14 protein-coding genes are annotated in these 12,386 nt (G+C 44.9%); 8 read left to right on the plus strand and 6 right to left on the minus strand.

The window, feature by feature from the left end; translation table 11 throughout:
• The first annotated feature begins 88 nt into the window (after positions 1-88).
• Positions 89-613 (plus strand): MarR family transcriptional regulator, encoded by a 525-nt coding sequence (locus VF412_RS02185; RefSeq protein WP_331337560.1) that lies wholly within the window; start codon positions 89-91, stop codon positions 611-613.
• Positions 614-708: 95 nt separating this feature from the next.
• A complete protein-coding gene (locus VF412_RS02190; RefSeq protein WP_331337561.1) occupies positions 709-1,107 on the plus strand; it encodes a four-helix bundle copper-binding protein in 399 nt (132 codons plus the stop codon).
• Here the strand turns inward: VF412_RS02190 and VF412_RS02195 are convergent.
• From VF412_RS02195 to VF412_RS02215, 5 genes are all read right to left on the minus strand, one after another.
• On the minus strand, positions 1,102-1,869 hold the full coding sequence (locus tag VF412_RS02195; RefSeq protein WP_331337562.1) for a DNA-binding domain-containing protein: 768 nt from the start codon (positions 1,867-1,869) through the stop codon (positions 1,102-1,104). The two genes, VF412_RS02190 and VF412_RS02195, sit on opposite strands and share 6 nt — an antisense overlap.
• Entirely contained in the window at positions 1,838-2,692 is an 855-nt protein-coding gene (locus tag VF412_RS02200; RefSeq protein ID WP_331337563.1) for a DUF692 domain-containing protein, read from the minus strand. Before VF412_RS02200 ends, VF412_RS02195 begins: the two co-directional genes overlap by 32 nt.
• Complete coding sequence (locus VF412_RS02205) at positions 2,692-2,976, minus strand: hypothetical protein (RefSeq protein WP_331337564.1); 285 nt, start codon at positions 2,974-2,976, stop codon at positions 2,692-2,694. Before VF412_RS02205 ends, VF412_RS02200 begins: the two co-directional genes overlap by 1 nt.
• A gap of 20 nt (positions 2,977-2,996) precedes the next feature.
• Positions 2,997-3,584 carry a YceI family protein gene (locus tag VF412_RS02210; protein ID WP_331337565.1) on the minus strand — a complete coding sequence of 196 codons (588 nt, stop codon included), beginning with the start codon at positions 3,582-3,584 and terminating at the stop codon, positions 2,997-2,999.
• A gap of 185 nt (positions 3,585-3,769) precedes the next feature.
• Entirely contained in the window at positions 3,770-5,194 is a 1,425-nt protein-coding gene (locus VF412_RS02215; protein WP_331337566.1) for a S8 family peptidase, read from the minus strand.
• 413 nt (positions 5,195-5,607) lie between these two features.
• On the opposite strand from VF412_RS02215, the gene VF412_RS02220 reads away from it, so the two are divergent.
• Genes VF412_RS02220 through VF412_RS02245 form a run of 6 tightly spaced genes read left to right on the plus strand, consistent with a single transcriptional unit; the run spans position 5,608 to position 11,637 of the window.
• Complete coding sequence (locus VF412_RS02220) at positions 5,608-6,102, plus strand: NADH-quinone oxidoreductase subunit B (RefSeq protein WP_142698319.1); 495 nt, start codon at positions 5,608-5,610, stop codon at positions 6,100-6,102.
• The gene (gene nuoD, locus VF412_RS02225; RefSeq protein WP_331337567.1) at positions 6,089-7,771 is read left to right on the plus strand and encodes an NADH dehydrogenase (quinone) subunit D; all 1,683 of its coding nucleotides are present in this window, start codon (positions 6,089-6,091) and stop codon (positions 7,769-7,771) included. Before VF412_RS02220 ends, nuoD begins: the two co-directional genes overlap by 14 nt.
• A 15-nt stretch (positions 7,772-7,786) precedes the next feature.
• Positions 7,787-8,260, plus strand: a complete 474-nt coding sequence (locus tag VF412_RS02230; RefSeq protein ID WP_331337568.1) for an NAD(P)H-dependent oxidoreductase subunit E — start codon at positions 7,787-7,789, stop codon at positions 8,258-8,260.
• A complete protein-coding gene (nuoF, locus tag VF412_RS02235) occupies positions 8,260-9,552 on the plus strand; it encodes an NADH-quinone oxidoreductase subunit NuoF (protein ID WP_331337569.1) in 1,293 nt (430 codons plus the stop codon). The genes VF412_RS02230 and nuoF overlap by 1 nt, the downstream gene beginning before the upstream one ends.
• Positions 9,533-11,116 (plus strand): 2Fe-2S iron-sulfur cluster-binding protein, encoded by a 1,584-nt coding sequence (locus tag VF412_RS02240; RefSeq protein WP_331337570.1) that lies wholly within the window; start codon positions 9,533-9,535, stop codon positions 11,114-11,116. The genes nuoF and VF412_RS02240 overlap by 20 nt, the downstream gene beginning before the upstream one ends.
• Positions 11,113-11,637: an NADH-quinone oxidoreductase subunit I gene (locus VF412_RS02245; RefSeq protein ID WP_331337571.1), complete on the plus strand. Its 525-nt coding sequence runs from the start codon at positions 11,113-11,115 to the stop codon at positions 11,635-11,637. Before VF412_RS02240 ends, VF412_RS02245 begins: the two co-directional genes overlap by 4 nt.
• 40 nt (positions 11,638-11,677) lie before the next feature.
• On the opposite strand, the gene thpR is transcribed toward VF412_RS02245, so the two are convergent.
• On the minus strand, positions 11,678-12,295 hold the full coding sequence (gene thpR / locus VF412_RS02250) for an RNA 2',3'-cyclic phosphodiesterase (protein ID WP_331337572.1): 618 nt from the start codon (positions 12,293-12,295) through the stop codon (positions 11,678-11,680).
• Positions 12,296-12,386: the final 91 nt, after the last annotated feature.

The raw sequence follows: 12,386 nt of genomic DNA on the forward strand, positions 1-12,386 counted from the left end.
TTAAGATATTGATTTTTTGTTTTCATTTAAAAGAATAATTAGCATGCTAAATGATAAACATGTTAATAGTTAGGAACGGGAGTACGTTATGGCAAAATTGTTTTTCCAGGATCTTCCTACTCAGGAAGAACTGCATAAATCCATTGCGGATTTGAACGCTATCAGCGATTTAGATCCATGGATTCTTTATTCGAATCTGTTATTCATGAAAGTGGCGACAGAACTTGAAACAAAACTCGACACCTTGTTGGCGGATTATAATTTGTCCAGCGGTCGATTCAGATTACTTTACCTTTTGCGGAATTCACCAGATGGAATCATGCCTTCTGTGCTTGCGCAAAAAGTGGGAGTGACTCAGGCAACGATCTCAGGTCTTTTGAACAGTTTGGAAAAAGCTCAATTGGTTGTGAGAGAGACGCATGCGAAAGATGGTCGTTCGTTCGTTATTAAATTAACGGACAAAGGCAATCAAACCATTCGTGATATCTTCCCTCGTTGGTATCCAATGATTAAGGAATTCTGGGGGCAGTTCGATCCTGAAGAGAAGTTGACTCCACGCTCGTATTTGGAGCGCATGGTTCAAGCAACGACAACTCAAAAGGTTGAGCAATAACACACGTTGCGTATGCAATGTGGCACTATAGGTCCTCCTTAAAAGGTTTTGTCTTATATTTAAAAGTATAAGCAACGCTTCACAGAGGAGGACTTATGCTTCCAAATCCATCACAAGACAGCGATACAGCGAGATGTATTAAAGCGTGTTTTAGTTGTTCCCGAACTTGTCTTGAGACTCTTCAATACTGTCTTGCACAGAAAATTAGTAAATTCACCGGTAAGCATTTAGCTGTTTTGCAGTTCTGCGCAGATGCATGCCAAATGTCGGCGGGAATGATGATGGCCGATATCAGTCTGCATCATCAAAGTTGCGAATTGTGTTTTGAACTATGCACGCGATGTGCAGAGGATTGTGAACGCTATCAAGACGATACGATCATGAGCCGTTGCGCCGAAGAATGCCGTCGCTGTGCTGAAACATGCAGAGCCATGGCAGGCATGACTGTGCATATTTCAGGTGGCGCGAAAAGCACGCAACCTGGCAACTTATAATGTTGTGACGTCATCTATGATGCCAGCTTTCATCATCATCTGGAAAAGCTGGGCGATTTTTTCCTGGGTCAAAGAGTTTGCGTACTCTGCGAGTGCTGTAGTGACGGGTTGACCGTCTTGCAGCTCCTCCAGGATGTGGAGTTCAATTTCACTCAATTTCTTTACAAAAATCTTTTGTTCTTTTTTGTAGATCATTAAGTTTTCTGGCTGGCTCCAGTTGATATCTTCAAACTCGTATTGCGGTTTTTTACGTCGGCTCCAAATTTCATAAACAGAATAAGGGCTTTCGAAAAGCATCATGGATTCGATGAAGCTGATTTTGAAGTCTTCGGCATGCATCAGCTCTTGAATTCGTTCCACAGGTAATGGATCTGGTGTCGGTGAATGGAAGATCTCTTTAAACATCCATTCAAAGCGTGCCAAGTCGTAAATGAAAGGAATGCCTTTTGTAAACGAGGTCATGCGCAAATACTCTGGGAAGCTTTCGCCATAGTCAGATAAGTTGTAGGACACAGACGGTTGAGACTCAATATAATGCCGAGCTAAATCGTGAAACATTGAATCGCCCAAAACCCAATGAACAGCTTCAAACGTTTCCGAGAGGGCCTCTGTCAGGCGAGCGTTGTATCCATTATGGTAAACCTCAAAAGCTTCTTTAAGGTTCAACTGACCTGCGGGTTTGAAATACTTTAATAAATCAGAATCCGCAGACGGAGTCTGAGCCATTTGTTTAAACAAAGATTGTGCTTCGCTGAGATTCATGGGAGCTCTCCAAAATATAAGCGGCCTTCATGACTTCCGTTTCAAGAGTTTTAAAATCAGGAATGTCTTCATCGCGTTCTATACAAATAGGAATGTGGGAAATCTGTGGTGCCATTTGTGTAAATAAACTCCAAACTTCCTCTGGAATTTCATTCGCATGAGTGTCGAACATGTAGCGACCATAATCAGAAGGTCCTGCCATATGAATTTGTGCCACTCTGTCCAATGGAATAGAGCGAAGGAAGTTGATCGGATCAAATCCGTGGTTCATTCCATTCACATAGGCATTGTTGATATCGAGAAGTAAAGCGCAGCCCGATCTTTTAGAAACTTCCGAAACGAAATCCCATTCCGGCATCTCGTTATGACGGAAGCTAAGATATGTCGAGACGTTTTCTAAGGCCAGAGGTCTGCGCAAATAATCTTGAACAAAATCAATGTTGTCTACAACTTGCTGGAGACTGTCTTCTGTGTAGGGGAGGGGCAATAGGTCGTGCATGTTTTGAGTGCCGATACCAGTCCAGCAAATATGATCAGAAACAATGAAGGGCTCTACGCGATCAATGAGGTTGCGAAGCTTCTCTAGGTAATCGACGCGGATTCCTGCCGTCGAACCAATGTTCATGCTGACGCCATGAAGTGCGATAGGATAGTCCTTGCGCAACTTCAAAAGTAATTCCAGCGGGCGCCCTAAAGAGTCCATGTAGTTTTCTGAAATCGCTTCAAACCAGGCGACATCAGTTTGTGGATTTTCTTCTAAATAAGGATAATGGGGAGGGCGCAAACCCATCCCCACTTTATGTGATACAAATTGAGATCCCATTAAGTACCTTTATCGGCTTTGAATTTTCCGTGAGCGGCTTCGCATTTTTCTTTCGACATTTTGATCCAGCCCTGGCCTTTGCAGGAATTTTTTCCAGCGCAAGAGTGGCCTTTGCCGCCGCAATCACCTTTGCCTTTGCAAGAGTTGACTCCGTGACATTCACCCTCGACGGCGGATGCGTCGGGTTTGGCTTTGTCTTGAGCATTTGCATGAAGGCTCATAGACAGCGCACTTGCTGCCATCAATCCTGAAAGAGCTGCTTTTGTTAACGTTGCTTTAGTCATAAAAAACGCCTGTTTCCTTTTTATTTTTTAGCGTTAGCCACCATAGCTTCGCCATCGATATCAATCTTCACATCGTCACCCACAACAAAGCCGCCAGCCTCTAAAGCTTTATTCCACTTTAGATTGTAGTCTTGGCGATTGATTTTCGTTGAAGCTTCGAAAGCGATATGTCGATTGCCCCATGGATCTGTCACGGCACCTTTGTATTCGATATCCAAAGTGACGGGCTTGGTGACACCGCGAATTGTAAGAGTGCCTTCCAATTTTTTAGGCTTTGCGGCTTCGTAAATTGTTTTCGTACTCTTGAATTGCAGAGTTTTATATTTTGCGACGTCAAAAAAATCAGGACTGCGCAAATGTTTGTCGCGATCTTTTTCATTGGTGTTGATCGAATTGGCTTCAATTGTCACGACGACGTTGTCGAGCTTTTGTGACTTCTCATCGAAATCAAAACTGCCTTCGAATTTATCAAAGCGGCCCTTCACTTTGGAAACCACCAGGTGAGGTACGGTGAATGCCACATTTGTGTGTTGCATATCGACGTTGTATTTGTCGGCGAATGCCGTGCTGCCGAATACAAAAAGAACTAGAAGTAATAGAGCGCGCATGGAAACTCCTTCCTTATACTTCGATGTCACCGAAGTATGATTGACCTAATAACTTTTTTTGAAAGGCGGCTCTTTTACAAATTACGATTCGGAAAACGACTTTGTGGAATGGGGGAAGTGTTAAGACACAAAAAAAGGGAGTTCTTACGAACTCCCTTAAAGATTCAAAATTGAAATTTTAAAAACTAGAACTTGAGCAAAGCATCTACATCAAGCTTTCCGCCACTCACTGTTTTATCAGAAAGATTCGGAAGTTTTTTTGCTGAGCCAATGATCGCTGCTTTCACATCGGCATATGATTTCTCCGGATGAGCGGACCAATAAAGGGCTGCGGCACCCGCCACGTGGGGACAAGCCATTGAAGTGCCATCCCAAGTTGCTTTGAAGCCGAATTTATCGATCACGATATCAGAGTAGTTGTTACCCACCATCGTCGAGAAAACAGCGACGCCCGGAGCGGCAATGTGAACTGTCTTTTGACCCCAGTTTGAGAATGAACCCAAGTTGTCTTGAGCATCGATGGCCGCTACTGAAATGATGTTCGCGTGCGGATAAGTCGCAGGGTAAGAAGGCTTTGGATCTGTATCGTTATCGTAGCCCTTGCCCTGGTGGCCGTTACCAGCTGCTGCCACAAATAAAACATTGTGATCAAGAGCGTATTGAACGGCATCTCGCAAAGCTTGGTTCTCTTGACCGTCGGCAGGGTCTTCACCTTCTGAGCCCCAAGAGTTGCTCAAAACTTTCGCGCCATTATCTACTGCGTACTTGATTGCTTTGATCGCATCGGCTGTTGTGCCCTGGCCTTTTTCAGTGATGAAACGCAAAGGCATGATTTTTACGTTCGGAGCAATACCAGAAATACCTTTGCCATTGTCGCCAGCAGCACCAATAGTTCCAGCGCAATGAGTTCCGTGGCCTGGGTTTCCGCCTTTGAACAAGATATCAAGCGGATCCACAGAAAGGTCATAAGGTTTGTTGTCATTGGATGCGAAATCCCAACCGATCACGTCATCAACATAACCGTTGTTGTCGTCGTCGATGCCGTTGTTAGGAATTTCTTTCGGATTTCTCCATAGATTTGGCAGAAGATCTTCGTGAGTGTAATCAACACCTGTGTCGATCACAGCAACGATCACATCTGGATTGCCGCGAGTGACTTTCCACGCTTGTTCAACGCCGATATTGATCAAGCCCCATTGTTTCGGGAACAACGGATCGGGTCCAGTTGTAGCCTGCGGGGCGTCAGGAATCGCGGGATTGTCAGCAGGGGCCATCATGTGTTCTTGTGGATTTCTGCTCAACATTTTAGCAAGAGCTGCGCGACGAAGCGGATCTTGAATCATGTGATCTTCCATCAAGGTGATTTTGTAGTTCGGTTGGACGAACTCAACCGCTGGATTTTTAGTGAAGTTATGGAGACTGAAGTTTTTCGGAGCTTGAACGCGAACCCAGGAGTCTGTGAGTTTTTCAACTTTGCTTCCTGCTGGAGCTTCAAAGTCAGTGAATCCAGGTGCTAATTTAATAAGCAAATCCTGTGTTTTATGCTGAGCTTGGGCCGTTAAACCGAACGCGAGAAGGGCTGATGCGAAAGACAAGGCCACTTTGTTCATGTTTTCTCCTCCTAAAGCTGACTGGTTTGCACTCCGACTTCATCGAAGCACTTAAGTTTAAGTCCTGCCCCTGCGAACCTGAGCAGATAATCATTATCATTTTGTGTGCTGACACTAGAGTGTAAGCACAGGACTGACGTAGAGATGAAATTTAAGTTTCTTCGGAAATGCGGAGAGAATCAAATCCATTGCTCATGTTTGAGCGGGCGCGTTGAAGAAATCAGACGCGCGACCTATAATCACATATCTAGTTGTCAGGATTACGGATTTTCAGTAACTACTTAATGATAGCTAATTGAAATTGCAGAGGTGTATTTATGCACAAGAATGAAGTGCAGGGTTCAGCGTCTCAACACGGAGACTTTGGCGGAGTTTCTCACAGTGGCGCTACTGGGACTCAAGCAGTCGACGATATGTCGCGAGATTTCGCGTTCACATCGAAGTTAGATCACATCGTAGCATGGGGTCGTAAAAACTCGTTGTGGCCAATGCCTTACGGTACTGCTTGTTGCGGTATCGAATTCATGTCGGTGATGGGACCGAAGTACGACTTGGCTCGTTTCGGAGCTGAGGTTGCGCGCTTCTCTCCACGTCAAGCGGACTTGCTTGTTGTTGCAGGTACGATCACCGAGAAAATGGCTCCGGTCATCACTCGTATCTATCAACAAATGCTTGAACCAAAATACGTGATCGCAATGGGTGCATGTGCAAGCTCTGGTGGTTTCTACCGTGCTTACCACGTTCTTCAAGGAGTTGATAAAGTGATTCCTGTCGACGTGTACATCCCAGGTTGCCCTCCCACACCAGAAGCGGTGATGGACGGTATCATGGCTTTGCAACGTATGATCGCTACAAATACTCCACGCCCTTGGAAAGACAACTGGAAGAGCCCATATGAACAAGCTTGAGAATTTAAAACAAAGCCTTGCTGGCAAGTTCAAGATTGAGAACTTCAAATTCACTCACGCTGTGGGTGATAACGTTTTGGAAGTTCCAAAAGAAGACGCGCCAAAAGTTATTCAGCACTTCAAAGACTCTGGTGAGTTTGATTTCTTGATGGACGTTTGCGGTGCCGATTATCCAACTCGTGAAAAACGTTTCGACGTTGTTTATCACTTGTTCTCTTCGAAAGATAACTCTCGCCTTCGCGTGAAAGCGCAAGTTGGTGAAGGGGAGTCTATCGGTACAGTGATCAATGCGTATCGTGGCGCTGACTGGTTTGAACGTGAAGCATACGATATGTTTGGTATCCGTTTCGACGGTCATCCGAATTTGCGTCGTATCTTGACTCACCATCAATTTGTAGGTCATCCGCTTCGTAAAGACTACGATGCGAATCACCAACAAGCTTGTACGACTTCATTGCCAATTCACTTCAACAACGAACCGGGCTCACCTGGTGATGTATTGAATGATAAATATGTTCCTTTGAACATCGGTCCAGCCCACACAGCAATGCACGGAACTCTTCGTGTGATGGCTGAGATGGATGGCGAGACGATCGTTCGTTGTAACAACGAAATCGGTTATCTTCACCGCTGCTTTGAAAAGATGGCGGAAACTCATCCGTACAACCAAGTTATTCCGTATACAGATCGTTTGAACTACTGCTCGGCTCCGATGAACAACATCGGTTACTGCAAAGCGGTTGAACGTTTGCTGGGTGTTGAAATCCCGGCAAAAGCGCAAGCGATGCGTGTGATCTTGGCAGAGCTTTCTCGTATCATCGACCACACGATTGCAATCGGTACTGGCGCGATGGACTTGGGTGCTTTGACTTCATTCTTCTTCATGTTCGGTCTTCGTGAACAGGTTTACGGTTTGTTCGAGAAACTTTGCGGAGCTCGTTTGACAGTATCAATGACTCGCGTTGGTGGTATGGCTCAAGACGCTCCTGAAGGTTGGTACGATGAAGTTCTAGCTCTTTGTAAAGAGATCCGTCGTGGTACTGATGAAATGGCTGCGATGGTTTTGGACAACAAAATCTTCATCCAACGGACTCGCGATATCTGCCCCGTGTCTGCACAAGATGCCATTCAATGGGGTTACACAGGTCCAATGCTTCGTGCAACAGGCGTGAACTTGGACGTGCGTAAAGCAAATCCATATTATGGATACGATTCACTAGATTTCGACATCCCAGTTGGAACTTCTGGTGACATCTATGATCGTTATTTGGTTCGTTTCGAAGAAATGCGCCAATCAGTTCGTATCATTGAACAAGTCTGCAAAAACGTTCCTGGTGGCGATTACACAATCCGCGACAAAGGCATCGTTCTTCCAGAGAAAAAAGATGTTTACGGCAATATCGAAGGTTTGATGAACCACTTCATGTTGATCATTAAAGGTCTTCGTCCACCAGTTGGCGAAGTTTACGATGCAACAGAAGCAGCAAACGGCGAGCTAGGTTTCTATCTAGTGAGCGATGGCTCTGCGAATCCATACCGTTTGAAAGTTCGTCCACCGTGCTTCGCTATCTATCAGTCTTACCCGACTGTAGTTAAAGGCGCGATGTTGGCGGATGCGATTGCGACAATCGCTTCTATGAACCTTATTGCTGGCGAACTAGATCGCTAATTCTGAGGAAAAAAGATGTTTAAACTTTCTGAACAAGGCTTGGCCAACGTAAAATCGGAACTTGCTCGCTACGAAGCGAAAGAGTCTGCGATCATTCCAAGTCTTTATATTGCTCAAAAAGAAAATAAAGGCTTCATCACTCCAGATATCATCCGTCACTTGTCTCAAGTGATGGATATTCCTGAAGCGCGTATCAATGAGGTTTTCAAGTTCTATACGATGTTCAATCAAGAACCTGTGGGAAAATATCACGTGCAAGTTTGCACGAATATTTCTTGCGCGTTGGAAGGCGGCCGTGAGCTTGCTTCCCACATCTGTAACGAGCTTGGCGTGAAATACAATGAAATGACTTCTGATGGTCGCTTCACAGTAAGCAAAGTAGAATGCCTGGGCTCTTGCGGTACAGCTCCTATGATGCAAGTGAACGACACTTATCACGAGAAATTGACTCCAGAGGCAGCAATGAATCTCTTGAGAGGGATGAAATAATGGCTGAAGCAAAAATTCTGACGGAATTCTATCATTTGCCAGAGTACCAAACTTTGGCTGGTTACAAAGCAAAAGGCGGTTACGAAACTTTGCCGAAAGCTTTGAAAATGCAACCGCAACAAATCATCGACGAAGTGAAGGCTTCAGGTCTTCGCGGTCGTGGTGGTGCGGGGTTCCCAACGGGTATGAAGTGGGGCTTCTTGCCGAAAAATGGCGAACCTCGTTACCTACTTTGCAACGCCGATGAAGGTGAGCCTGGTACTTTCAAAGACCGTATGATGATGGAGCGTGCTCCTCACCAATTGATCGAAGGTATGATCATCTCTGGTTTCGCGGTGGGTTCTAATAAAGGTTATATCTATGTTCGTGGTGAATACGTTTACCCGATCGAAGTTTTGAACAAAGCGATCAAAGAAGCTTATGCAGCGGGCTTGCTAGGTAAAAACATTTTGGGTTCAGGTTTCGACTTTGACCTTGATGTGTACCGTGGCGCTGGCGCTTATATCTGCGGTGAAGAAACAGGTATGATTTCTTCTTTGGAAGGTTTGAAAGGCCAACCAAAATTGAAACCTCCATTCCCTGCGGTTCAAGGTTACTTGCGCAAGCCAACTATCGTGAACAACGTAGAAACTTTGGCGGCAGTGACTTACATCGTAAAAGATGGCGCTCAAGCTTACCGTAAATATGGAACTGAAAAATCTGCGGGAACAAAATTGTTCTCTGTATCTGGTAACGTGATGAAGCCTGGTAACTATGAAGTTCCACTCGGTTACCCGTTGATTGATCTTATCAATAAAGAGTGCGGCGGTATGAAGCCAGGTCGCAAATTGAAAGCGGTTATCCCTGGTGGATCTTCGGCTCCAATTTTGACTGCGGAAGAAGTTGCGAAAGCAAATCTTGATTACGAATCATTGGCTGGATTGGGCTCAATGCTTGGTTCTGGTGCGGTGATTGTGATGGATGACTCTCAATGTATGGTTGATATGTTGGGTGTTTTGACTCACTTCTATGCCCACGAATCTTGTGGTCAATGTACTCCTTGCCGTGAAGGTACAGGTTGGTTGGATAAGATTCTTCATTCGATCTTGGAAGGCCGTGGTCGTCTTCAAGATATCGATTTGTTGATCAAAGTTGCTGACAACATGAAAGGTAAAACAATCTGCGCTCTTTCAGACGCTGCTGCTTTGCCTGTTTTGAGTTTCGTTAATAAGTTCAGAGATGAATTTGAATTCTACGTTCGTGAAGGACGTTCGAAAGTAAAAGGAACGACATATGCCGAAATGCACCATTAATGGCAAAGAAGTCGAAGTAAAAGAAGGCACGTCGATCATCGAGGCCATGTCACAGTCGGGCGATCGTATCGCTCACTATTGCTGGCATCCTGGTTTGAGTGTTGCCGGCGTATGCCGTCTTTGCATGGTGGAGATCGAAGGAAATCCACGCGTTCAAATCGCATGTAACACAATGGTTACTGAAGGTATGAAGATCAATAACACATCCGAAAAAGTTCGCGATGCTGTGAAGTGGGGTTTGGATTTCCATTTGATCAACCATCCTTTGGATTGCCCTATCTGTGACCAAGCTGGTGAGTGCGGTCTTCAAGATCAATACATGGAGTACGGTAAGTACGATCCAGAAATGGCAGAGCCAAAACAAAAGAAACACAAGGTTGTGGACTTGGGCCCAACTGTGGTTTTGGATTCTGAACGTTGCATCTTGTGCTCTCGTTGCGTTCGTTTCACTGAAGAAGTTTCTAAAACAAATGAATTGGGTCTTTTCAACCGTGGTGACCGTACTGAAATCGGTACTCACGATGGTATGCCTTTGGACAACAAATACTCACTGAACACAGTGGATATCTGCCCCGTAGGTGCATTGACTTCAAAAGACTTCCGTTTCCGTCAGCGCGTTTGGTATCTAAAAGATTCCGAAACTGTATGTAACGGTTGCTCTACGGGTTGTAACGTCAAAGTTTACTACAACCGCGAAGGTTTCTTCCGTGTGAAGCCAGTTTACAACGAACAAGTGAATGGCTACTGGATGTGCGATGAAGGTCGTGACATCTATAAATTCGTGAATAAAGACCACCGTATTTTGAAAGCGCAAGTTCGCACAAATTCTGGTTGGACTGAAATGCACGCAGGTGCTGCTGCGAAATCTGCTTCTGAGACTTTGAAGTCTACAGCAGCTGATTCAGTAGCTCTTGTTTTGACAGCTCAATACACTGTTGAAGAATTTGATGCGATCGTTGGTACTTTCGTAAACGAATTCAAATCCAAAAAAGTCTATTTCTGGATTAACAACAAAGAATCCTTCGACAGCTTCGACGGTCTTTTGATCCGTGGTGATAAGAACCCGAATACAAAAGGTTTGTTGAAAGTTCTTGAGAAACACGGAATCCAAGCCACTTGGAGCGAATTGTCTCAAGGCTTGTCTTCTGGTTCTATCAAAACTGTTGTTGTTGCAGGTCCAGAAAACTTGGCTGTATTCCCTGACTTCTCTGATCGCGCGAAAGAGCTTTCCAAAGCTCAGAACTTGATCTGGTTGCAAGCGGCTAAACACGAAGCTTTAACAACTTTCACGAACAATGCATGGGTGATCCCAATGAAAACGTTCGTTGAAAAAGATGGGACATTCATCAATCACGCAGGTCTTGAACAAAAATTCAAGAAAGCCACAGTGGTTGTTTCTGAAGCTTTGACTTTGACAGAAGCGGCGTTGTTGCTTGCAGGTAAAAATCTTGCGATCAATCCTTCTGCGGCAGTTGAGTTCATGCCAATGAATCAACGTCCTGACCAAGTTGAAGTAGAAGCTCGTAAAAAGAACGAGTTTGTATTTAAGAGAGGTAGCCTATGAGCGTAATGCAAAACAACTCTGAAAAGGCCAAGTGGTACTTGCCGGGTGTCCTGGGTGGTCTTGCGATCACTGGGAAGCATTTGATCGGTAACCTTTTGAACCGTAAAAAAATGATGACCCTGAACTATCCTGAAGAGAAGTATGAATACTCTCCAAGATTCAAAGGGAACCACGTTTTGACAGTTAAAAAAGACGGTTCACTTCGTTGCACAGCTTGTATGTTGTGCGCGACGAACTGTCCTGCGGAGTGTATCAAAATCGTGGCGGCGGAACATAACGACCCATCCGTCGAAAAATATCCAATCAGCTATGAAATCGATATTCTTCGTTGTGTATTCTGCGGTTTCTGTGAAGAGGCCTGCCCAGTGGATGCCATCCGTTTGGGACCTGAATGGCAAACGCCTGCAGTCAATGGTGGCAAGTTCATCTATGACATCGATCACTTGGCTTATCGTCCAAATCTTAAGGGCGGTATCCAAACTCATGTCGACGATGAAGAACGTCACAAGCAGGGGATCTAACAATCCTAACGAAAAAAGGGAGTCATTCGACTCCCTTTTTTTATGCGATCAATCCTGGTTCTGGTTCCGCGATTTCCTCTTGCACGACGCCTGTTAAAGCACATCTTGCGACGGGCTTATAGACTGTAAAAACACCTTGAAGTTCTGATTCATACAAAACAATTTCGCTGACATGAATCTTGCCGAAACTTTTACGTTTAAATGGCGAGATCATATCTTTCACACTCTTCGGATTGCGCAATCGACCGATGGTGATGTGTGGCTTGTAGTCGCGCTGCTCGGGTTGAGGCAAGAGACTTTTATCTGCTAGTTCTTGTTCTAAAGCATTTTTGAACTGACCTAGGTATTTCTTATTTTGAACTCCGAGCCAGATCACGCGAGCATCGTGTTCGTTAGAAAAAGCTCCCATATCTTCGATCTTCAGATCAAACGGAGCAAAGTTCTTACAAACGGTTTCCAATGCCGCCGTTAATCCTGGAATCAATTCCTCTTCCATCGGGCCAATAAAAGTTATTGTCGCGTGAAAGTTATCCAGCGGAACCCACTTAACCGTGACGTCGCGCTGATCCGCATTGATTTTCAATTTCTTAAAGGCAGGTAAGAAGGTTGTTTCGAGAGGATCGGTAGCGTTTAGAGCAAAGAAAAGTCTCTTCTTCATATCTCTATCGTAGCCTGCTTGCGAAGGGGTACCAAGGCTTAAAGCCAGCTTTGCTAGAGGAAGGTCTGGCTTTGGGACATAAAAAAACCCT

Origin of the sequence: Bdellovibrio sp. (genome assembly GCF_036384735.1) — a bacterium.
Classification (GTDB): Bacteria; Bdellovibrionota; Bdellovibrionia; order Bdellovibrionales; family Bdellovibrionaceae; genus Bdellovibrio.

What these genes read in the sequence shown, in the direction of transcription:
- VF412_RS02185 (WP_331337560.1), top strand. Translation starts at nt 89, where the DNA reads ATGGCAAAATTGTTTTTCCAGGATCTTCCTACTCAGGAAGAACTGCAT.
- VF412_RS02190 (WP_331337561.1), top strand. Translation starts at nt 709, where the DNA reads ATGCTTCCAAATCCATCACAAGACAGCGATACAGCGAGATGTATTAAA.
- VF412_RS02195 (WP_331337562.1), bottom strand. Translation starts at nt 1,869, where the DNA reads ATGAATCTCAGCGAAGCACAATCTTTGTTTAAACAAATGGCTCAGACT.
- VF412_RS02200 (WP_331337563.1), bottom strand. Translation starts at nt 2,692, where the DNA reads ATGGGATCTCAATTTGTATCACATAAAGTGGGGATGGGTTTGCGCCCT.
- VF412_RS02205 (WP_331337564.1), bottom strand. Translation starts at nt 2,976, where the DNA reads ATGACTAAAGCAACGTTAACAAAAGCAGCTCTTTCAGGATTGATGGCA.
- VF412_RS02210 (WP_331337565.1), bottom strand. Translation starts at nt 3,584, where the DNA reads ATGCGCGCTCTATTACTTCTAGTTCTTTTTGTATTCGGCAGCACGGCA.
- VF412_RS02215 (WP_331337566.1), bottom strand. Translation starts at nt 5,194, where the DNA reads ATGAACAAAGTGGCCTTGTCTTTCGCATCAGCCCTTCTCGCGTTCGGT.
- VF412_RS02220 (WP_142698319.1), top strand. Translation starts at nt 5,608, where the DNA reads ATGTCGCGAGATTTCGCGTTCACATCGAAGTTAGATCACATCGTAGCA.
- nuoD (WP_331337567.1), top strand. Translation starts at nt 6,089, where the DNA reads ATGAACAAGCTTGAGAATTTAAAACAAAGCCTTGCTGGCAAGTTCAAG.
- VF412_RS02230 (WP_331337568.1), top strand. Translation starts at nt 7,787, where the DNA reads ATGTTTAAACTTTCTGAACAAGGCTTGGCCAACGTAAAATCGGAACTT.
- nuoF (WP_331337569.1), top strand. Translation starts at nt 8,260, where the DNA reads ATGGCTGAAGCAAAAATTCTGACGGAATTCTATCATTTGCCAGAGTAC.
- VF412_RS02240 (WP_331337570.1), top strand. Translation starts at nt 9,533, where the DNA reads ATGCCGAAATGCACCATTAATGGCAAAGAAGTCGAAGTAAAAGAAGGC.
- VF412_RS02245 (WP_331337571.1), top strand. Translation starts at nt 11,113, where the DNA reads ATGAGCGTAATGCAAAACAACTCTGAAAAGGCCAAGTGGTACTTGCCG.
- thpR (WP_331337572.1), bottom strand. Translation starts at nt 12,295, where the DNA reads ATGAAGAAGAGACTTTTCTTTGCTCTAAACGCTACCGATCCTCTCGAA.